Here is a 21097-nt window from a genome sequence, read left to right as displayed (position 1 = left end):
CTTACATCGGAGGTATGGCGCCGTTTGTGCCGACCGTGACATTTGTTGCGGACACAGTACCGTCGGCAGCTTTTTCACCCATTACGATCACGCGCGCTCCTGCGATAAGGTCCTTCTTTCCCGCAGGGGCGATGGTAACGATGGGTGTATCGTCGGCAATGGATATCGTCTTTTCCTTGCCCTGGTAGGTGAGCGTGATGGTGTGGCCGTCGATTGCCTTGACAGCCTTAGCGACGGTTGCGTTGGTCATCGTGCTGTTTGGCTTCAGGTCCCAGGGGCGACTGCCTTCTCCGGTGCCCTTCATGGCTGCTGGAAAGATCAGCACCTCAAGAGCGCTGTCGCCGCCGTCAACTTTCGGCAGCGATGCAACGCCAACGAAGTCGCCCGGTTTGATGTCGTCAACAGAGGCCTTCTTGATGCCGCGGACCTTCCAGTCCGGCTTCAATGTTATCGTCTGATCGGTGCCTTCCCGTGTTTTGACCACCAACGTGTTGCCATTCAGGCTTTCAATGGCTCCACGCACACGCTGCGCTTCTTGGGCAAGCGCGCCGTGCGATGCAATAGTGAGGAAACCCGCGACCCAGAGGAGCGCGGTAGATACTTTGAGATTTTGTGGCATGGTCTGCTTCCTTGCCGTCGTGCAAGCTGCGAATACGGGTGCAGCTTAGTCCGGCCGATCGAAGGCTGACGAATCAATGAAACGTGAAAGCCAGGTTGCGTAGCAAACAGACGGATGGATTAGCGGGCGAGAGATGCCTCAGCCTTCCAATTCCTCCCGGAGCATCTCAAGCTCCAGCCATTCCTCTTCCATCTTTGTCAGACTGTCCCGGAGCTTCTCCATTTCTGCTGCTAAGCGGTTGAATGTGGTAGGGTCCTTGGTGAACAGGCTGGGGTCTGCCATCCGCTCCTCGCGTTTGGTGATCTCGGCTTCGGCTTTGGCCATTTCCTTTGGAAGATTATCGAGAGCGAACTTCTGCTTGTAGGAAAGCTTGCCCTTTCCTTTCGCCGTATCGGAGGAAGCTGCTGCTTCCTGCGGCTTTGATCGTTCCGCCGCCTTTTCAGCCTTCTTCCGCTCTTCGACCGCGCCCTTTCGCTGCGCAAGCATGTCCGAATAGCCGCCTGCGTATTCTATCCAGCGCCCATCAGGTGCATCTGGAACTGCCGGCGCGATCGTCGATGTCACGGTGCGGTCGAGGAAGTCGCGGTCGTGGCTGACAAGGATTACAGTACCCGGGAAGCCTGCGACGATTTCTTGCAGCAGATCCAGCGTCTCGATATCAAGGTCGTTGGTCGGTTCGTCGAGGATCAGCAGGTTTGCCGGACGCGACATAATGCGGGCCAGCATGAGCCGCGCTCGCTCGCCGCCGGAAAGGTTCCTGATCGGCGTACGCGCCTGTTCGGGCTGGAACAGGAACTCCTTCATATAGCCCGTCACATGTCGCTGCTCGCCGTTGACGAGGAGGTTCTCACCGCGCCCATCCGTCAGGTAGTGGGCGAGCGTTTCTTCCGGATTGAGGTCTTCGCGTTTCTGATCCAGCGTCGCGATTTCCAGATTGGTTCCAAGCTTGACGGTGCCGCTATCCGGCGCAATCTGTCCGGTCAGCATCTTCAGCAGTGTGGTCTTCCCGGCCCCGTTCGGGCCGACGAGACCGATGCAATCACCGCGATGCACGCGAATGGAGAAGGGAGCGACGATCGGCCGATCACCGAACGTCTTCGTGATCTTGTCGGCCTCGATGACGAGCTTGCCGGACTCCTGCGCGTCGGAAACCGTTGCCTGTACGGTGCCCTGCGGGCCTTTGTGGCCGCGATACTGCGAGCGCATCGTCTGTAGTTCGCCGAGGCGGCGCATATTGCGCTTGCGTCGGGCAGTGACGCCGTAGCGCAGCCAATGCTCTTCGCGCTCGATCGCCTTGCCGAGCTTGTGTTGCTCGAGCTCTTCCGCTTCCAGAACCTGGTCACGCCAGGCTTCGAAATGGGCAAAGCCCCTGTCGAGCCGCCGCGATGTGCCGCGGTCTAGCCAGACAGTCGCCGTCGAGACCTTCTCGAGGAAACGGCGGTCGTGGGAGATCAGGACGAGTGCGCTGCGGCTTTTCTGCAGTTCTCCTTCAAGCCATTCGATGGTCGGAAGGTCGAGATGGTTGGTCGGCTCATCAAGGAGAAGGATGTCGGGTTCCGGCGCGAGAACGCGCGCAAGCGCGGCGCGGCGCGCCTCGCCGCCTGACAGGTTTTTGGGATCTTCCTCGCCGGTCAGCCCGAGGTGCGATAGGAGATAGGTCACGCGGTAGTGGTCGTCACCAGGACCAAGCCCCGCTTCGGCATAGGCCTGTACGGTATTGAAGCCTGCGAAATCTGGGGCCTGTTCCAGATAGCGGACAGTCGAGGAGGGATGGCGGAAGACCTCACCCGATTGCGCTTCGACGAGGCCGGCGGCGATTTTCAGCAGCGTCGACTTCCCGGAGCCGTTGCGGCCGACGAGGCAGATCTTGTCTCCGGGCTCCACCTGCAGAGCCGCGCCGGCAAGCAATGGCGTGCCACCGAAGCTGAGGAAGATGTCATCGAGTTTCAGAATGGGAGGCGCCAAAGATCAGACTCCGGAAAGGTCATAGGGGCGGGCGAGCACAATGGCGCGGCCGCTCTCAAGCGAAAAGCGCACCTTGCCCTTCGCGACATTGGAAATGGTACGCGACGAGCCGAAGGGCAAATGGAAATCGGCCAGCGGGTAGCGCGCGTTTTCGATCGTCAGGCCGCGCAGTTCGCTGAAGCCAGGAACCGAAAAGAGGCTGTCAGGCGGCAGGTCCAGTTCGATTGCGCCGCCAACTAGCGGCACTGCCTCCTCGCTGCCGGACGTCAGGAGCACGTCATAACCCTGTTCTGCGAGGCTGACCGCATAGAGCAGGTGCTGAATGGCATGATCGGAACGCTCACCCGCAAGGGCTCCCGCCAAGACGAGACGTTTTGCACCGCGCGCAATCGCTTCCGAGACGGCAATCTCGCCATCAGTGGACGCCTTCACGGCGGGATAAGGTTGCCTGGGCACGCCGGGAAAAGCCCCCTCGAGATCCGCAGGCGTCGAGTCGAAATCACCGACCCACAACTCCGGAACGACACCGAGTGCTGCCGCATGACGCATTCCCCCGTCGGCGGCAATGAAACGGCTGCCCGAGATGGCATTTCGCAGGCGATCGGTTATCTGCAGCTCGCCGCCAAGGAGAATGGTGAAGGTGGATTGGTTCATGCGCACTGCCCTTAGCGCAAAGCAGGGGGGAAGGGAAAGGGCCGCAGCTCAGCCTTCGTCGGCGATATCCTTGATGCGGGCCTCAAAAACACTCTCGAAGCCGGAAATGAACTTCTCGAACAGCTCCCCGAACGCCTCGATCTCTTCAGGCTTCCAGTCCTTGACCACCTCGGAAACGAATGCGAGCTTTTGCGCGCGTATCTCTGATAACAGCCTCTGTCCAAGTGGCGTCGTGACGACGATAATCCGCCGCGCATCCGCTTGAGATGCCTTTCGCCGCAGAATGTTCCGCCCCACCATCTCCGCGACGATGCGGCTTGCGCGCGACGGGTCGATCCGCATCATTTCGGCAATCGTTCCAACCGTTACGTCGCCAACCTCATGTGCGCGCCGCACCGCGTCCAGCACGTCGAGGTGGGACAGTTCAAGCCCGGGCGCCACACTTTGAATGGCGAGCCTCCCGATCAGTCTGCGCCCGGTCATCAAGCGCATGCGGGTCATGCTTTGACCAATGCGCAGGATGTCCGGTTCGTGGGTCTCGGCCTCGGTGTCGGTCAGGTTCGTCAAGCTCTCGTTCATTGCGGAAACATAGCATCTCAGGTGGCAAATGAGAATATGCCGATGTCAAACAGGTGACATTGACAAGTATATGCTAACAGCACATAAATGGCCACTCCCTAATCTGGAACGACGCTTTCATGGACACTCAAATTGCTGCAGCGCCACTTGTGACGGATCATCGCCGGCGGTTCATCCTCTTCCTTTTCCTGATGGCCGCCATGTTCATGGCGACACTCGACAACCAGATTGTCGCAACGGCTCTGCCGACGATCGTCGGAGAGTTCGGCCACCTCGAGCGGTTCAGTTGGGTTGGCTCGGCCTATCTGCTCGCCGTGAGCGCGGTGATGCCGCTTTACGGCAAGCTCGGCGACCTCTTCGGCCGCAAGTACGTGATGATGGCCGCGATCATGATCTTCACGGTCGGCTCCGCCGTCTGCGGACTGGCCGTGTCGATGAACACGCTGATTGCGGCCCGCGTGCTGCAGGGACTTGGCGGCGGCGGCATCATGGTGTCGATCTTCGCCGTCAACGCGGACCTGTTCGAGCCGCGCGAACGTGCGCGGTACCAGAGCTATTCCAGCCTTGTGTTGATGGCATCCGGTGCGATCGGGCCTGTTCTCGGTGGTGCGATGAGCGATCTTTTCGGCTGGCGCTCGATCTTCCTCGTCAATGTTCCGATCGGTTTCGTCGTCCTTGTCGGTCTGGCTTTGATGCTGCCTTACCGGAAGCCCAACCGCCGTCCGAAGATCGATTACGCCGGCGCCCTGCTGCTCGCCTTGACGACGGCAAGCATCGTTCTGGCCACCGATGGCGCACAGGTCTTCGGCTCGCTGATTGCTCCTCAAAACCTGGCCATCATGGCGCTTGGCGTAGCGGCGGTCGTTGGTTGGATTTTCGTCGAGCGTCGCGCTGCAGAACCGATCGTTCCCTTGTCTCTGTTTCGCAATTCCACGTTCAGCCTGTTGCTTGTGATGTCTGTCATGAGTGGCGCGATCGGCATTGGCATGGTCAATTATTTCGCGTTGTTCCTGCAAACGACGACCGGTCTTTCACCGTCGGCGGCTGGAGCGTTCTTTATTCTTCTGACCGGCGGCATCGTTTGCGGGTCGCTCTCCGCGGGCCGCATCATTTCCATGACCGGACGCTACAAGCCGTTCGCGATCGCAAGCCTGACCTGCAGTGCTATCGCATTCGTGCTGCTCACGCAGGTTCATGTCGGGACACCGGTGATGCTGATCGGGGCGGTGATGGCTCTCCACGGCTTCGGCGTCGGCCTCGCACAGCAGGTGCCGGTGATCGGTGTTCAAAATGCCGCCCCGGCGCGCGACGTCGGCGCCGCAACGGGATCGGTGACGCTGTCGCGCATGGGCGGCGCATCGATCGCCATCTCCATTTACGGGGCGATCGTCGGTTGGCAGCTCGGCAAGACGGGTGCTTCCATTCCGGGGGTAACCGACATCGAGCAACTGACTCCAAAGATACTGGCCGCTTTGCCGGAGCAGGCGCACCACGCCGTTGCCGAGGCCTATGCCAATGCGTTCACGCCGCTTTTCATGGCGTCCTGCGCGATCGCTCTCATTGGCCTCTGCGCAGCGGTGATGCTGAAGCCGACGCAGTTGCCGCGGGTGGCAGAGGTGCGGCGGGCGGCAAGTGCCGAAGCCGCCGAGTAAATGCCGAGCGCGGCCTAAGGCCGCCACTTGCAAGACGCCAAGCGTGGCGATACATCTCAAACGCTCTAACGGGGTGCCCGTGCCATCAGGCATGCGGCTGAGAGGCTGAAAGCCAACCCGCGGAACCTGATCCGGCTAACACCGGCGGAGGGATTAGACGCGTGACATCTGGCACCGCCCTTTTCCCCTTCAAGCAAAAACCAGAGGAGAGGTGCCATGTTCAAAATCAAGTTCAAGAGCCGTTCGCTGCTTGCTACGGCTTTGGTCGCGACTGTCGGCCTGGCCGGTGCAGGCGCGCAGGCGGCAGACAAGACGCTCACCATTTACACCTACGAAAGCTTCACATCCGAATGGGGTCCGGGTCCGAAGGTTAAGGAAGCATTCGAGAGGACCTGCGGCTGCAGCGTCAATTTCGTCAGCGTGGCCGATGGCGTGGCCTTGTTGTCGCGCCTCAAACTCGAAGGCGCCGGCACGAAGGCCGATGTGGTGCTCGGCTTGGATACGAATCTGACCACGGAAGCGAAAGCAACCGGCCTGTTCGATGCGAGCGGTGTCGATGTTGGCGCGCTTAAAGTGCCTGGGAACTATAAAGACGACGTATTCGTGCCTTACGACTACGGCCACTTCGCCGTCATCTACGACACTCAGACGATCAAAAATCCTCCGAAAAGCATGAAGGATCTGGTTGAGGGCGATCCATCGCAAAAGATCGTCATAGAGGATCCGCGCACCTCGACACCAGGGCTCGGTCTCTTGCTGTGGGTGAAGTCTGTTTACGGCGATAAGGCGCCTGAGGCTTGGGCAAAACTCAAGAAGCGGGTGCTGACGGTGACCCCCGGCTGGTCCGAAGCTTACGGGCTTTTCACCAAGGGTGAGGCGCCGATGGTGCTCTCCTACACGACCTCACCTGCCTACCACATGGTCGCGGAAAATACGGACCGTTATCAGGCGGCCGCATTTTCAGAAGGCCATTACATACAGATCGAGGTGGCAGGCCTGCTTAAGAATGCGCCCGACAAGGAGCTTGCGCGTGAGTTCCTGAAGTTCATGGTGACGCCGGGCTTCCAGGATACCATTCCGACCAACAACTGGATGATGCCAGTTTCGGCGACGTCACAGCCGCTGCCGGATGCGTTCGGCAAGCTCGTGAATCCGTCAAAGACCTTTCTGATGAGCTCGGACGAGGTCGCCGAAAACCGCAAGGCCTGGGTCGATGAGTGGCTGGCTGCCATGAGCATGAATTGATGCTTCTGACTAAGGCGGAGATGCGACATGCGATGCTGGGCGGGGCTGCGAGCCTCGCCGGCATTGCCGTTTTCGTCGGCCTTGCAATCTTTGCCTTACTTCTCTCGAACGATACCTCGTCCACTCTGACGGCGGTGTTCGAACCATACGTCCTGCGGGTCCTTCGTTTCACATTGTTGCAGGCCCTACTCTCGACGCTGCTCTCCATCGCTTTCGCCATTCCGGTCGCACAAGCCCTGGCGCGTCAGCGGCATTTCCCCGGCCGTATCTGGATCATTCGCCTCATGGCGGTGCCGATGGGGCTCCCTGTTCTGATCGGGGCCCTTGGGTTGATCGGAATCTGGGGACGACAGGGCATCCTGAACTTGGTGCTGCTCAAGCTTGGTATGGCGGAACCGATCAGCATATACGGGCTTTCTGGGATCCTGCTGGCGCATGTTTTTTTCAACATGCCGCTCGCTTGCCGCCTGATGCTGGCAGCACTGGAACGCGTGCCAGCCGAATATTGGCTGATGGCGAGCGGTCTCGGCATGCGGCCTGGCTCGATTTTCCGCTTCGTTGAATGGCCGGTTCTGCGCTCTGTCATTCCCGGTATCGCCGGCCTGATCTTCATGCTCTGCGCCACAAGTTTCACGTTGGTGCTGACGTTGGGTGGTGGACCAGCCGCGACGACCGTCGAGGTCGCTATCTATCAATCGCTGCGCTTCGATTTTGATCCAGGCAGGGCTGTCGCGCTCTCCCTGCTTCAGATCGTCCTTACAGCTGTGATCCTTGGGGCGCTGTCGCTTCTTCCGGCGCCGAAGGATGAGGGGACGACGGCCGGTAAGGCCGTCAGGCGCCCGGATGGGGGACTGCCGGGTGCGCGGCTTTTGGATGGCAGCGTCCTGCTGCTTGCTACTCTGTTTCTGGGCTTGCCTCTGATGTCAGTGGTTTTCGCAGGCCTTCGGTCTGATCTTATGAAGCTGTTGCGCGAACCCATTTTCTGGCAGTCGGCTGGCACCAGCCTTGCCATCTCAGTGTCCGCAGCGGTCCTCGCTTTGCTGATCTCGATGATGCTGGTGAGTGCACGCCGGGCGGTGCTTCTCCGACGTCCAGGGGTCTCGGGTGCGGGAGCATTCTTTGCCGCCATGGGTGGCGCGTCGTCGCTGGTCTTGCTCGTGCCACCGATCGTCCTTGCGACGGGCTGGTTTCTCGCGCTGAGAAGCTTCAGTGATGTGAGCGCAGCCACTCCTCTGCTGATCGTCGCGATTAACGCTTTGATGTCTCTGCCCTTTGTGATGCGCGTTCTCGAGCCCGCTTTCATCGTTCACAAACGCCGGACGCAGAAACTTGCGGCGAGCCTCGGTGTCACAGGTTGGGTGCAACTACGTCTCATCGACATGCCCGCCCTGTTCAAGCCTATGCTCACGGCATTTTCATTTGCGATGGCGCTGTCGCTCGGCGACCTCGGCGCCGTCGCGCTGTTCGGTTCGGATAGTTTCGTCACGCTGCCTTGGCTCGTATATAGCCGCATGGGGAGCTACCGGACGAACGATGCGGATGGGTTGGCGCTGATCCTTGGTATCGTCTGCCTGCTGCTGACGATCGCCGGCACCATGGGGCCTGCGCGGCGAGAGGTGGCTCTCCATGGGTGATCCGCAGTTCTCGGTCGAGATGCGCGATGTCGGTCTCCAACTTGGCGCGCAAGAGTTTCACTTCGATTGCCGGCTTCCCGCCGGTGCGGTGATTGCAGTGACGGGCGCATCGGGGGCTGGCAAGTCGACGTTCCTGAACCTGCTTGCCGGCTTCGACACGGCCATTCGAGGGCGGATACTGATCGCGGGAAAGGATGTAACCGGCGAGCATCCGGCCCGACGCGCCGTCTCGCTCGTATTCCAGGACAATAATCTGTTCGCGCATCTCGATGTTTTTACTAACATCGGCCTTGGCATTAACCCGGCAATGAAACTCAGGGCTGCTGATCGGCAATCGATCATGTCTTCGCTTGAAAAGGCGGGGCTCGCCGGTTTTGAGCGGCGAATGCCGGGGACGCTCTCCGGCGGGGAGCGGCAGCGCGTGGCCTTCGCGCGTGCTCTTGTTCGTAATCGCCCAGTGCTTCTGCTTGACGAGCCCTTCGCGGCGCTTGATCCCGGCTTGAGAAATGGAATGGCGGCGCTGCTGCTCGACATGCATCGCGAGACCGGCAATACCGTCGTCGTCGTGTCGCATGATCCTGACGAGGTCAGACGCATCGCAGACTTCGGCCTTTTTATCGAAGACGGCAGGATTGTCGTGGCCGCTCCGATGGATGAATTTCTGGGCCACGAGGATCATCCCGGATTGGCGCAATTTCTCCGCAGTTGACGAATCTGGCAGCTGTAACGGCACTTTCGCCATAATTTGAGGCGACCGAGGGAACTCGAAAGCACGTTAGGCTTGCTAAAATACAACGGCGCCACATTTAGTCAGAGTCTCGCTATGCAACCGATGCGGAAATCAGTTACAGCAAAGACTTGTGTCCCCGATTGTGCAGTGCAAGAACGGGGACGGACGCCTGTTGAATCACCATGAGACCGACCGGGTCGCGGAAGCGGACCGGCCGACAAGCAAAATGACTTGGAGAGCCAGACTGGACAGTATGCCGACGTGGAAATTCCCCGCGCCTTCCAGTGATGTGCTCTCGTCTGCGTGCCGCTTGGTACGACGGGTGTCGTTTGTGTGTGCGACAAGCGTTGCGTTGTACGGCTGCCAATCCATTCTCGAGCAGTCCTATCAGCCAAGCGTTGCACCCTCCTCCAATCCGCAGATCGTCGATGAAGTGCAGAAGAACGATCCGCGCGCTGCCATGGGCGCCCGCGAGCATCCGCGCATCGTCGCGAGCTATGGCGGTGAATACAAGGACGCTAAGACCGAGCGCTTGGTTGCCCGTATCGCGGGCGCACTGACGGCGGTCTCGGAGAATCCGAGTCAGTCCTATCGCATCACCATCCTGAACTCGCCGGCTATCAACGCGTTTGCCTTGCCCGGCGGCTATCTCTATGTGACGCGTGGCTTGCTGGCGCTTGCCAACGATGCCTCCGAGGTCGCTGCTGTTCTTTCGCATGAGATGGGCCACGTTACCGCAAATCATGGCATCGAACGGCAGAAGCGCGAGGAAGCGGAAGTTATCGCCAGCCGTGTCGTTGCCGAAGTGTTGTCGAGCGACATTGCCGGAAAGCAGGCGCTGGCGCGTGGCAAGCTGCGACTGGCAGCGTTCTCGCGGCAGCAGGAACTGCAGGCAGACGTGATCGGCGTCCGCATGCTCGGCGAGGCAGGCTACGATCCCTATGCTGCTGCGCGGTTCTTGGATTCCATGGCTGCCTATAGCCGTTTCATGTCGGTCGATCCTGAGGCGGATCAGAGCCTCGACTTCCTGTCCAGCCATCCGAACTCGGCACAGCGTATCGAACTTGCGCGCGACCATGCGCGTGCTTTCGGTCAGGAAGGCAAGGTTGGCGACACGGGCAGGGACTACTATCTCGACGGAATCGACGGCCTACTTTACGGCGACAGTCCGGAGGAAGGGTATGTGCGCGGTCAGACCTTCCTGCACGGTGGTCTCGGTATTCGCTTCGACGTGCCTCCTGATTTCAAGATCGACAACAAGGTCGAGGCGGTCATGGCGACCGGTCCCGGCGATGTTGCGATCCGTTTTGACGGCGTTGCTGATAATCAGAACCAGAGCCTGACGAACTACATCTCGAGCGGTTGGGTTACCGGCCTTGATCCGTCGACCATTCAGCAGATCACGGTCAATGGAATGGAGGCCGCGACGGCGCGGGCGAGCGCAGATCGCTGGGACTTCGACGTCACCGTCATCCGCAACAACGCACAGATCTTCCGGTTCCTGACGGCCGTGCCGAAGGGTAGCGCGACGCTGCAGCAGACCGCCGATGTGTTGCGGGCAAGCTTCCGCCGCATGACCCCGGAAGAAACGGCTTCCTTGAAGCCCTTGCGGGTCAGGGTCGTCAAAGTACGGCCGGGCGAGAACATCACGACGCTTGCTGCGCGGATGATGGGCACGGATCGCAAGCTCGATCTCTTCAAGCTTATCAATGCTTTGCCGACGGGTGCCTCCGTTTCCCCGGGCGACCGCGTCAAGATTATCGCGGAATAAAAAGGGGCCCGGCTTTCACCGGGCCAGTTCCATCGCTGGGAGTAAGCTCTTTTAGGCGGATGCGGCCATATAGGGGTCCGCGCTGACGAGCGCGCTGCGCAGTTTCTCCATCGCCCGGCTTTCAATCTGCCGGACGCGTTCCTTGGAAATGCCGAGATCCGCGCCGAGTTCCTCAAGCGTAGCGCCGTCTTCCGCGAGCCGCCGGGCGCTGATGATCTTCATTTCACGCTCATTGAGGTGCTTTAGGGCAGAAGCGAGCCAGTTGCGGCGACGCTCGCCGTCGATCATGTTCGATACCTGCTCATCAGGCAGAGGCTCATCGCTGACGAGGAAGTCCATCTTCTCGGCGCTGTCGGCATCGCCGGAAACCGAGGGTGCCTGCAGCGAGGCGTCATTGCTTGAAAGTCTGGCATCCATCGTCTGGACGTCTGAAAGGCTGACGCCGAGTGCGGCCGCGATCTCCTGGTGGATGGATTGGAGCGTGAGCTGCGTGTCGCCCCTGGCGAGCTTGGCGCGCAGACGACGAAGATTGAAAAACAGGGCCTTCTGGGCAGAACTCGTGCCACCGCGAACAATCGACCAGTTGCGAAGGATGTAATCCTGGATGGAGGCTCGGATCCACCAGCTTGCATAAGTGGAGAAGCGGACATCACGCTCCGGCTCGAAGCGCGCTGCGGCCTCCAGCAGACCGACGTAGCCCTCCTGCACAAGGTCGCTCATCGGCAGGCCAAAGTTACGAAATTTACCCGCCATGGAGATGACGAGGCGCATATGGGCCATGGCGATCTGATTGCGGGCGCCACGGTCGTCATTGTTCTTCCAGCGGATTGCGAGATCGTGTTCCTCTTCGCGGGCAAGGTAGGGAGCCGCCATGGCGATTTTAATCATGCGCCGGTCTGCTGACATGTTCTTCATATCGGTCTCCTGAATTCAGGCGTGACGCCAAAAAAGGGCAAAGAATCCTTGCTTCCGGACATTGCTGCCCAGACCAAATTCATGTCTTGAACGTATAAAGGCCCCGAACTCTGGACGTTTCCAGATGGGGCCCTAGCTTAGGGTTATGCGCCGGTAATACGGCCGGGTAGGACCAGTTTCTTCAAGTTGCCGGATAGGCAGAACGTGGAAGGCATGATCCGCTCCTCATCGAACGTTTACAAGGATGCGAGCGTTCGAGGGTGATGTCAGTTCCCGACGCGGTCCGCAGCTACATTCTTGAAACGCGCGAGCACTGAAAAAGTTCCAATAAAAAACCCGGCACTAGGCCGGGTTTTTTGCAGAAAAAACAGAGAGCTTACGCAGCTTCATCCTGAGATTCGTCTTCTTCGATTGCCTTGCCGCGTTTCGGACCCTTGTTAAGGTTGGTCTCTACGAGGCGGACAGCTTCGGTTTCCGACATCTTGTTCACGGCAGCGATTTCACGTGCCATGCGGTCAAGCGCAGCTTCATAAAGCTGACGTTCGGAATAGGACTGTTCCGGCTGGTTCTCGGCGCGATAGAGGTCGCGGACAACTTCAGCGATGGAAATGAGGTCGCCGGAATTGATCTTGGCATCATATTCCTGGGCGCGACGGGACCACATGGTACGCTTGACGCGCGCCTTGCCCTGCACAACCTTCAACGCACGCTCGACGAAATCGGTTTCGGAGAGCTTACGCATGCCGATGCTCATAGCCTTCGCGACCGGCACTTTCAGGCGCATCTTGTCCTTCTCAAAATCGATAACGAAAAGTTCAAGCTTCATGCCTGCTACTTCTTGCTCTTCGATGGCGCTGATGGTACCGACGCCATGTGCGGGGTACACGATCGATTCACCGGTCTTGAAGCCGTGACGTGCGGAAGAAGGTTTTTTCTGCTGGGTCGTCATTCTATTCAAACACTCCCTGTTACGCTTCCGGCTGCAGCCGGAGCCGGGTCAGTCAGGCCCGGATGAGACGGTCAGATCCGTCGGGTGACTTACTTCTGGTCCCACTGGACAAAAACAAACACATCCATGCGCACAAGCTTAGAACCTCACGGCTCAAGGCGTTGATATGTCACGGAAACCGCGTTTTTGGATTTGTTTTGCTTTCGTGGTGGTTTGGGCATGCTTCATGCCGCAAATGGATCAGTGTGAGGAAGCTATCACAAAAATATGAGGAAATCAATAATTTACTGCGGCTGAGTCATGCGCGCAACACATGACACCCATATGCCGCAGGCACACTTCAGCTATTTTTCTTGGTCACTGAACCCGGTTTCAGGCCTAAGCTTGGAACTTTAGTATCAGTCGCCGGCTCCGGGATTCTTCGAGAAGTACTTCTCGAACTTGCCGCTTTCGCCGTCCATTTCCTTCGCTTCGGGCATGGCATCCTTCTTGACCGTGATGTTCGGCCAGATGCTGGCATACTCGGCGTTGATCTTGAGCCACTTGTCGAGGCCTGGCTCCGTGTCCGGCTTGATCGCCTCGGCGGGACATTCCGGCTCGCAAACACCACAGTCGATGCACTCGTCAGGATGAATGACGAGGAAGTTTTCGCCTTCATAGAAGCAGTCAACGGGGCAGACTTCCACGCAGTCGGTATATTTGCAGCGAATGCAATTGTCGGTCACGACATAGGTCATGAAGAACTCCAGGACTTCCATACAATGGGGCCGGGCAACCTGGAACGTCGCGCCTTTCCCCCAACCGGAAAGGAAGCAGTGAGATGCTTGGGAGGCAGTCACGCTATCCGGCAAGTTGATTGTCACGTATCGGCTTTATCTGCGGATTTCAAGAATAAAGAAATCGCAAAACCCCACAGTTCGGACAGAGTTTTCTAATCCTCGTCCGACATCAGCTTGTCGATTGCACGGCGTTCCTTTTTTGTGGGTCGCCCTGCTCCCGTTGCCCGCATTGCCTGCTCGTAAGGTGTGAGGCGCTTCGCCTCGTCGGGTGGCGGCGTCAGATCCTCATAAAGCAGCCGGGCTTCCTCATAGGGGCCGCGTCGCTCACCGCCTGATTTGACGATGAGGACAACATCGCGCCGCTCGAGCGCCAGTTCGACCCTGTCGCCCACCTTGACCGTCTGACTCGGCTGAAGGGCACGCTCGCCGTTAATCCTGACATGTCCGGATTGAATATGGCCTTGTGCCAGCGAGCGCGATTTAACCATGCGCGTGAAGAACAGCCACTTGTCGATGCGTTGCCGCGAACCGCTTCCTGGCTGTGTCTCCCCGCCCATCCGCTTACTTCTTCATTTGCTCCTTCAAGGCAGCGAGCTTCGCGAAAGGAGAATCCGGATCGATCGGCTTTTCCTTACGCGGCGGCTTTGCCTCGAAGCGCAACGGCTGCGGGCCGCCACGGTTGTTGTTGCGATCCTTGCGATCGCCACGGTCCTGACGGTCGCCGCGCTGCTCGCTGCGGTCGCCGCGTCCCTGATGTGGCTTGCCGCCATCCTTGCCGTGATGCTGGCGATTGCCGTCGCGGCCTTCTCCACCTGCACCACCCTGACGACGATGGTCGGATCCGCGGTCCTGGCCGCGATTGTTGCCACCACGGCGTTCGCCCGGGTTGCGAGCCTGACGCTGATTGTCCGTACGGCCACCAAGGCGCCAGAGAAGAACCGGCTTCGGCTCCTCCGCTTCTTCGGAGTTTGCGGCGATCGGTTGTTCGGTAGCCACCGCTTCAACAACAGCGGGGGCTTCCGAAGCGGTTTCTTCCGATGCGCTGTCGGCATCGTCGTGATCCGCCTTCTCTGCATTGTCCTCAACCGTAGTCTCGGTTGCGGGCGTTGCTGCAACGTCTTGGGCCGACAGATGGGCGGCCGCCTCCTCTGCCTTAACAGCATCGGCGCGATAGCCGAGTCCCTTCAGGATCTCTTCCATGTCCTCCAGCGTTGCGCCAAGGATCGAAAGCATGGCGGTCGTCGTCGTGAAACGGCGGCCGTCATATGCGCCTTCCGGACGATTGGCCTGGCCCGGCTTCCACTGGAGCAGAGGGCGAATGATATCGGCCAGACGCTCCAGGATGTCGATGCGCACTGCACGTTTGCCAAGGAACCGGAAGCCGGCCAGCTTGTAGAAGGTGCGCTCGAATCCTGGATCGGTGACAACCGACGTGCGGCCTGCGGCCAGCACGGGAATGAGATCGCCGTAGCCGGGCTTGTCGAGACCGTCGTTCTTCAGTGCCCAGAGGAGCGTGATGAGCTCTGCCGGGGCGGGCTTCAGAAGGGCGGGGACGAAGATGTGGTAGGCGCCGAAGCGGACACCGTAGCGGCGCATCGAAGCGCGTGCATCCTGATCCAGCGACTTTACCTCTTCAGTCACATCACGCCGGAACAACACGCCGAGGTTCTCGACGAGCTGAAATGCCAGGCCCTTTGCCAGGCCCTGCAAATCCTCCGCGCGAGACAGGTCGTCAAGCGGTTTCAGAACGGTGCTGATGTGATGATTTACGAAGCGCTCGATACGAGCGGCCACGTGGTCGCGGGCATTGCCGGTCAACTGCTCATCGGCGAGGATGATGACGCGCGGGCGCATGACATGATCACTGCCTGCCAGGCGCGCCACCGGGTCGCCCAACCAGCGGATCGAACCGTCGGAGCCGATCGCGAGATCGCCATTGCCGGCTGCATGGAGGCGAGCCGCGCGTGCCTCGAATTCCAGAGCGAGCGCCTTCTGCGAAGCAGACTGAACGGCCTTAGCGTCCGGTCCCTCCGCTCCCGAAATGGGCGTGAACCGGAATCCCGACAGTTGCCCCACATGATGTCCTTCAACGAAGACATCGCCATTTACACTGATTTCAGCTTCCAGCATCGCATTCTCTCTCAGGCGCTTCATGAGCACAGATGTCCTGCGATCAACAAAGCGTTTCGTCAACCTTTCATGTAACGCATCGGACAATCGATCTTCGATTTCCCGCGTCTTTTCCTGCCAGTGTGTCGGATCGGCAAGCCAATTGGGCCGATTCGATACATAGGTCCAAGTCCTTATCTGCGCGATTCGCGCCGAAAGCGTGTCAATCTCACCGTCTGTTCGATCCGCGCGATGCACCTGCTCGGCAAGGAAGTCCTCGTTTACCGTGCCATAGCGGACGAGATCGGAAAAGAGGGTGGAAATCAGATCGGCGTGTTGAGCCGGTGCGATGCGTCGATAGTCCGGAAGTGCACAGGCCTCCCACAACTTCTCGACGCGCGCCGGGTTATCGGCAAGATCGATGATTTCGGGGTAGCGCGACAGGTGCTCCAGCGCTTGCTGGTCGACGGCGGGCAGAGCACGTGTCAGGCCGGAGACCGTCGGACCGTTCTCAAGGCTCGCGCGCAACGCGTGAAGCGAGCCGAAGTCGAGGTTCTTGGTGCGCCACTGCAGCACCTTCACATTGTCGAACTCGTGGCCTTCGATGCGTTCGACCAGTTCCTCATCAAAGGGATCGACCTGGCCCGTGACACCAAACGTCCCGTCGCGAACATGCCGTCCGGCGCGGCCGGCAATCTGCCCGAGCTCGGCGGGATTGAGATTGCGAAACTGATAGCCGTCGAATTTGCGATCTTGCGCGAAGGCGACATGATCGACGTCAAGATTGAGACCCATGCCGATCGCGTCCGTTGCGACCAGATATTCCACGTCTCCGGCTTGATAGAGCGCTACCTGCGCATTGCGGGTGCGTGGACTGAGAGCTCCGAGAACGACTGCCGCTCCGCCGCGCTGTCTGCGGATCAACTCGGCAATCGCATAGACTTCGTCCGCGGAGAAGGCGACGATCGCCGAGCGTTGCGGCAGGCGGGTGATCTTCTTCTGGCCCGCATAGAACAGGTGGGAAAGGCGCGGCCGTTCGACGACGGTGATTCCGGGGAGCAGTTGCTGCAGGATCGGGCGCATGGTACCGGCGCCGAGCAACAGCGTTTCGTCGCGGCCGCGCAAGTGAAGAATACGGTCCGTGAAGATGTGTCCTCGCTCGAGGTCGCCGGCGAGTTGAACTTCATCGATCGCGACGAAAGCGGCTTTGGTCTCGCGTGGCATTGCCTCGACAGTACAGACCGAAAAGCGGGCGTTGGGAGGCGATATCTTCTCTTCGCCCGTCACCAATGCAACGTTTTGAACCCCGACCTTTTCGGCGACACGTGTATAGACCTCACGCGCCAGCAGCCGTAGCGGCAGCCCGATCACGCCGGTGCCATGAGCAACCATGCGCTCAATGGCATAATGCGTCTTGCCGGTATTGGTTGGTCCGAGCACCGCGGTTACTCCGCGCCCGCTCAGTATCATCGGCTGCGATGTCAGTGTCATAGTCCTGCAGATGAGGCGAGGGTGCCCCAGGTCAAGTCAGCTCCTCTCCGAAGCAGACAACACATGGACAGCCGTTGCCCCAAACGCAAGGGCTGATTTGAATTTACTCTGCGGTTTCTGTTGCGCGAAAAGCTTGCAGATTGCTCGTTTTGCGATTCGGAACAGCTTGAGAACGAATCGGAGACGAATCGCTGACTCCGGCTGATTCAGTGTTTGTTCACGGCTAAGTATTGATTTTGAATCGCTTTTTCCCACAAGATGCTGAATCGCAAGATTCTCGCTATACGTGCGGCTCGCTTTGCATCCGGGCTGTCAACAGCCCTTCGCGGAAAATCGACGATCCATTTCGGCTCGAGTCTCGCCTGATGATGTCAACATTACTCACCGGAAGCGAAAACGGGGCCTGATTGAGTGGTTTTTCCGCCAAAGTGGAACGGTTGATACATTTGGAACAAAAAACGGTGATGTGTGTTTCTTGTCCATTCCAGGTGTAATGAGGCTGAGGACTTGAACCATGCTTGGCACGATACTTCTGATTATCCTTATTCTGCTTTTGATCGGCGCCCTACCGAATTGGGGCTATAGCCGCGGATGGGGCTATGGACCTTCGGGCGGTTTGGGGCTAGTTCTCCTGATTATTATTATTCTTGTGCTGCTCGGTCGTATCTAAACGACGGAAAAAACTGGGAGATATGTCATGATGAAGAAAATTGTACTCATTGGCGCCCTCGTTGGCGCACTTGCTTCCTGTACGGCGACCGAGCAGGGCACCGCAATCGGTGCCGGCACAGGCGCTATTATCGGTGGTGCTGTTAGCAACAGTTGGGGTGGCGCTGCAGTGGGTGCTGTTGCCGGTGGTCTTGCTGGCGCATTGATCGGCCAGTCCGTTGAGCGCCGTGGCTATTGCGTCTACCGGGATCGGTATGGCCGTCGCTACGAGGCACGTTGCCCGCGCTACTAAAACCTAGGCCGGCGTTCGGCGGCATTATCATTTTTGAAATCGAAAGCGCCGTCTTGAGCCGGCGCTTTTTGTTTGAACGGTGGTCGCGATACGAATGTAGCCACTGACAAGAAAAAGGCCGCGTCGTTTCCGAAGCGGCCGTAGTTTCTCAGCGTTGAAGCGGACGATCAGTCCTTTGCGCGCTCGACGTAGGAATTGTCTTCCGTCGCGATAACGACGCGCGTGCCGGCGTTGATGTGCGGAGGCACCATGGTGCGCACGCCGTTCGACAGCATTGCCGGCTTGTAGGAGGACGAAGCCGTCTGGCCCTTAACAACCGGCTCGGTTTCCGTGATTTCGAGGGTTACGTGGCGCGGCAGTTCGAGCGCAAGCGGAACGCCTTCATGGATCGACAGGATGCAGGTCATGCCTTCCTGCAGATAGGCCTTCTGATCGCCCATCGTTTCATCGTTCACGACCACCTGGTCATAGGTCGCCGGGTTCATGAAGTGGAACCCTTCGCCATCCTCATAAAGATACTGGAAGTTCACGTCTTCGACGAAGGCGCGCTCGACCTGTTCGGTCGTACGCCAGCGCTCGGAGACCTTGACGCCGTCAACGATACGACGCATGTCGACCTGCGTAACCGGCGTGCCCTTGCCCGGATGAAAGTTCTGGGCCGTCAGAACGACGTAGAGCTTGCCATCCACGTCGAGAACGTTGCCCTTGCGGACGGAAGAGGCGATGACCTTGACCATTAAGACTTCCTTGTAACTCGGCTTTTGGCGTCGTAGAGGACTGTCGATACAGCCCCGGAGACGCGATTGATTGTTCTTTGGGGGCGCAACTAACCTAAAATCCGGCAAATAGCCAGCCCCAGCGTTGGACAGGTCGGTCAGGATGATGCCAATGAATCCCTCGATCGCCAAAGTCTCGCCGTGGTGGACGCCGAGCGTGCATTTGGACCGCCGCCCGTTCCTGATTGGACGCAATGCGATCCAGTCTTCACTGCGCGGCTACTTCCTGAGCGAGAATTTTCTTGAGGTCGACACCGCCACGCTACAGGTGTCGCCGGGCAACGAGGCACATCTTCACGCATTTGCCACCGAGGCTTTGACGACGGACGGCCAGACGGCGGCACCGCTTTACCTGCACACCTCGCCTGAGTTCGCCTGCAAGAAACTGCTCTCGGCCGGCGAGCACCGCATCGCCTGTTTTGCGCACGTTTATCGCAACCGCGAACGTGGACCCTTGCATCATCCGGAATTCACGATGCTTGAGTGGTATCGCGTGGGTGAAAGCTATGAGAGCCTGATGATGGACTGCGTTCGGATTCTGGCACTTGCCGCGGAAACCATGAAGACGGCGCGGCTCACCTATAAGGGCCGGGACTGCGATCCGTTTGCCGGGCCGGACCGGATAAGCGTTGCCGCAGCCTTCGAACGCTACGCGGGCATCGATCTGCTGGCCTCCGTTTCCGCCGATGGTGCGACGGATCGGGCGCATCTCGCTGACCAGGTGAAGCGGATCGGCATGCGTGTCGCCGGCGACGATGGCTGGGCGGATTTGTTCAGCCGCGTACTTGTCGAAAAGGTCGAGCCGCATCTGGGTTTCGGTCGAGTGACCATTCTTGACGAATATCCGGTGTCGGAAGCAGCATTGGCGCGCCCCTCCGCGCGTGATCCCCGTGTTGCGGAGCGTTTTGAGGTCTATGCCTGCGGCGTCGAGCTTGCAAACGGCTTCGGCGAGCTTACCAATCCGGCCGAACAGCGTCGCCGCTTCGAGATCGAGATGTCTGAGAAGGCCTGCATCTACGGCGAAAGCTATCCTCTCGACGAGGATTTTCTGGACGCACTTGCAATCATGCCCGAGGCAAGCGGCATCGCTCTGGGCTTCGATCGGTTGGTGATGTTGGCAACCGGGGCGTCGCGGATCGATCAGGTGATGTGGACGCCGGTCGCGGAGTACAGCAGATGAGCAGTATCGGGCCGATCAAGACTGTCGAGGGACTGGAACGCGCGGGGCTGGGTCAGAGAGACCGGGACGCGTTGGCTGACGTCGCCGCACGCTACGCTATTGCATTGACTCCGACCGTCGCCGGTTTGATCGACCGTGCTGATGATGCGGACCCGATTGCGCGTCAATTCGTGCCTGACGCGGCAGAGCTTATCGTCGCGCCCGCAGAGCGCGCCGACCCCATCGGTGACGAAGCTCATAGTCCCGTACCGGGGATCGTTCATCGCTATCCTGATCGGCTGCTGTTGAAGGCCGTGCATGTATGCCCGGTCTACTGTCGCTTTTGCTTTCGCCGTGAGATGGTTGGTCCGCAAGGCTTGGGCACGCTTGACCCCAAGGCAATGTCGGCAGCCTTTGCTTATATCCGCGAGCATAAGGAAATCTGGGAAGTGATCCTGACGGGTGGTGATCCGCTCGTGTTGTCACCGCGTCGGCTGGAAGAAATCCTTCGCGAACTGGCATCGATCGACCACGTGAAGATCGTGCGGTTCCACACACGCGTTCCCGTGGTGGATCCCTCAAAGGTAGATGCGGCCTTGATTGCTGCTCTGAGAGCGAGCGGCAAGACCGTCTACGTGGCGCTGCATGCCAATCATCCGCGCGAACTGAGCGATGAGGCGCGCGCGGCATGTGCCCGCCTGATTGATGCCGGAATGGTCATGGTCAGCCAGTCGGTGCTTCTGAAGGGCGTCAATGATGATCCGACTGTACTTGCAGAGTTGATGAAGGCCTTCGTTGAGACGCGTGTAAAACCTTACTACCTGCACCATCCGGACCTGGCTCCCGGCACAAGCCATTTTCGACTGACGATCGAAGAAGGACAGAAGATAGTCGCCGCTCTGCGCGGCCGGATTTCCGGCCTCTGCCAACCCACCTACATACTCGATATCCCCGGTGGCCATGGAAAGGCCGTGATAGGCGAACGGTCGATCAGAGAGATGGGTGAAGGTTGCTATTCTGTTTCGGACTATCGCGGTGTCGAGCACTTATATCCGCCGGTAGCTTAGTAAGAAAGGTGCGAGCGAAGTGTTGTTCTTGGACACTGTGTT

The 21097-nt window shown here is 59.2% G+C and carries 19 protein-coding genes and 1 riboswitch; of the genes, 9 read left to right on the top strand and 10 right to left on the bottom strand.

Annotation, left to right across the window (positions count from 1 at the left end; translation table 11 throughout):
• Position 1: 1 nt before the first annotated feature.
• From ATY79_RS18630 to ATY79_RS18615, 4 genes are all read right to left on the bottom strand, one after another.
• Positions 2–619 (bottom strand): DUF5666 domain-containing protein, encoded by a 618-nt coding sequence (locus ATY79_RS18630; protein WP_088693064.1) that lies wholly within the window; start codon positions 617–619, stop codon positions 2–4.
• 138 nt (positions 620–757) lie between these two features.
• The gene (locus ATY79_RS18625; RefSeq protein WP_088693063.1) at positions 758–2584 is read right to left on the bottom strand and encodes an ABC-F family ATP-binding cassette domain-containing protein; all 1827 of its coding nucleotides are present in this window, start codon (positions 2582–2584) and stop codon (positions 758–760) included.
• Positions 2585–2587: 3 nt separating this feature from the next.
• Positions 2588–3238, bottom strand: coding sequence for a thiamine diphosphokinase (locus ATY79_RS18620; protein WP_088704564.1), 651 nt, complete (start codon positions 3236–3238; stop codon positions 2588–2590).
• A 48-nt stretch (positions 3239–3286) separates the two neighbouring features.
• Positions 3287–3817, bottom strand: coding sequence for a MarR family winged helix-turn-helix transcriptional regulator (locus ATY79_RS18615; RefSeq protein ID WP_088693061.1), 531 nt, complete (start codon positions 3815–3817; stop codon positions 3287–3289).
• A gap of 119 nt (positions 3818–3936) precedes the next feature.
• Here ATY79_RS18615 and ATY79_RS18610 point away from each other — a divergent pair, with 119 nt between their 5' ends.
• The 5 genes from ATY79_RS18610 to ATY79_RS18590 all read left to right on the top strand — a co-directional run bounded on the left by ATY79_RS18610 (position 3937) and on the right by ATY79_RS18590 (position 10849).
• Positions 3937–5469 carry an MDR family MFS transporter gene (locus tag ATY79_RS18610; protein WP_088704563.1) on the top strand — a complete coding sequence of 511 codons (1533 nt, stop codon included), beginning with the start codon at positions 3937–3939 and terminating at the stop codon, positions 5467–5469.
• Positions 5470–5528: 59 nt separating this feature from the next.
• Positions 5529–5639: riboswitch (TPP riboswitch) on the top strand.
• Between the two features lie 46 nt (positions 5640–5685).
• Complete coding sequence (gene thiB, locus ATY79_RS18605) at positions 5686–6714, top strand: thiamine ABC transporter substrate binding subunit (protein ID WP_088704562.1); 1029 nt, start codon at positions 5686–5688, stop codon at positions 6712–6714.
• Entirely contained in the window at positions 6714–8348 is a 1635-nt protein-coding gene (gene thiP / locus ATY79_RS18600; RefSeq protein WP_088693058.1) for a thiamine/thiamine pyrophosphate ABC transporter permease ThiP, read from the top strand. Before thiB ends, thiP begins: the two co-directional genes overlap by 1 nt.
• Entirely contained in the window at positions 8341–9057 is a 717-nt protein-coding gene (locus ATY79_RS18595; RefSeq protein WP_088693057.1) for an ATP-binding cassette domain-containing protein, read from the top strand. Before thiP ends, ATY79_RS18595 begins: the two co-directional genes overlap by 8 nt.
• Before the next feature lie 247 nt (positions 9058–9304).
• A complete protein-coding gene (locus ATY79_RS18590; protein WP_088693241.1) occupies positions 9305–10849 on the top strand; it encodes a M48 family metalloprotease in 1545 nt (514 codons plus the stop codon).
• Between the two features lie 51 nt (positions 10850–10900).
• Here the strand turns inward: ATY79_RS18590 and ATY79_RS18585 are convergent, their stop codons facing one another.
• The 5 genes from ATY79_RS18585 to ATY79_RS18565 all read right to left on the bottom strand — a co-directional run bounded on the left by ATY79_RS18585 (position 10901) and on the right by ATY79_RS18565 (position 17092).
• A complete protein-coding gene (locus ATY79_RS18585) occupies positions 10901–11764 on the bottom strand; it encodes an RNA polymerase factor sigma-32 (RefSeq protein WP_007528357.1) in 864 nt (287 codons plus the stop codon).
• A 376-nt stretch (positions 11765–12140) separates the two neighbouring features.
• The gene (locus tag ATY79_RS18580) at positions 12141–12713 is read right to left on the bottom strand and encodes a CarD family transcriptional regulator (protein WP_007528356.1); all 573 of its coding nucleotides are present in this window, start codon (positions 12711–12713) and stop codon (positions 12141–12143) included.
• A gap of 398 nt (positions 12714–13111) precedes the next feature.
• Complete coding sequence (fdxA, locus tag ATY79_RS18575; RefSeq protein WP_088693240.1) at positions 13112–13450, bottom strand: ferredoxin FdxA; 339 nt, start codon at positions 13448–13450, stop codon at positions 13112–13114.
• Positions 13451–13644: 194 nt separating this feature from the next.
• Positions 13645–14049 carry an RNA-binding S4 domain-containing protein gene (locus tag ATY79_RS18570; RefSeq protein WP_088693056.1) on the bottom strand — a complete coding sequence of 135 codons (405 nt, stop codon included), beginning with the start codon at positions 14047–14049 and terminating at the stop codon, positions 13645–13647.
• Between the two features lie 4 nt (positions 14050–14053).
• Positions 14054–17092 carry a helicase-related protein gene (locus ATY79_RS18565; protein ID WP_088704561.1) on the bottom strand — a complete coding sequence of 1013 codons (3039 nt, stop codon included), beginning with the start codon at positions 17090–17092 and terminating at the stop codon, positions 14054–14056.
• Between the two features lie 514 nt (positions 17093–17606).
• Between ATY79_RS18565 and ATY79_RS18560 the strand changes: the two genes are divergently transcribed.
• Positions 17607–17762: a DUF3309 family protein gene (locus ATY79_RS18560; protein ID WP_088693054.1), complete on the top strand. Its 156-nt coding sequence runs from the start codon at positions 17607–17609 to the stop codon at positions 17760–17762.
• 27 nt (positions 17763–17789) lie between these two features.
• Positions 17790–18053, top strand: coding sequence for a YMGG-like glycine zipper-containing protein (locus ATY79_RS18555; RefSeq protein WP_007794616.1), 264 nt, complete (start codon positions 17790–17792; stop codon positions 18051–18053).
• A gap of 167 nt (positions 18054–18220) precedes the next feature.
• On the opposite strand, the gene efp is transcribed toward ATY79_RS18555, so the two are convergent.
• Positions 18221–18790, bottom strand: coding sequence for an elongation factor P (efp, locus tag ATY79_RS18550; RefSeq protein ID WP_018855880.1), 570 nt, complete (start codon positions 18788–18790; stop codon positions 18221–18223).
• A gap of 151 nt (positions 18791–18941) precedes the next feature.
• On the opposite strand from efp, the gene epmA reads away from it, so the two are divergent.
• Both epmA and ATY79_RS18540 read left to right on the top strand, forming a co-directional pair.
• A complete protein-coding gene (gene epmA, locus ATY79_RS18545) occupies positions 18942–20009 on the top strand; it encodes an EF-P lysine aminoacylase EpmA (RefSeq protein WP_088693239.1) in 1068 nt (355 codons plus the stop codon).
• Positions 20006–21055 carry a lysine-2,3-aminomutase-like protein gene (locus tag ATY79_RS18540; protein ID WP_088704560.1) on the top strand — a complete coding sequence of 350 codons (1050 nt, stop codon included), beginning with the start codon at positions 20006–20008 and terminating at the stop codon, positions 21053–21055. The genes epmA and ATY79_RS18540 overlap by 4 nt, the downstream gene beginning before the upstream one ends.
• The last annotated feature ends 42 nt before the right edge of the window (positions 21056–21097 follow it).

Source organism: Rhizobium sp. R693, from assembly GCF_002211315.1.
Classification (GTDB): Bacteria; Pseudomonadota; Alphaproteobacteria; order Rhizobiales; family Rhizobiaceae; genus Rhizobium.
This window is presented reverse-complemented; position numbering and strand designations above follow the sequence as displayed.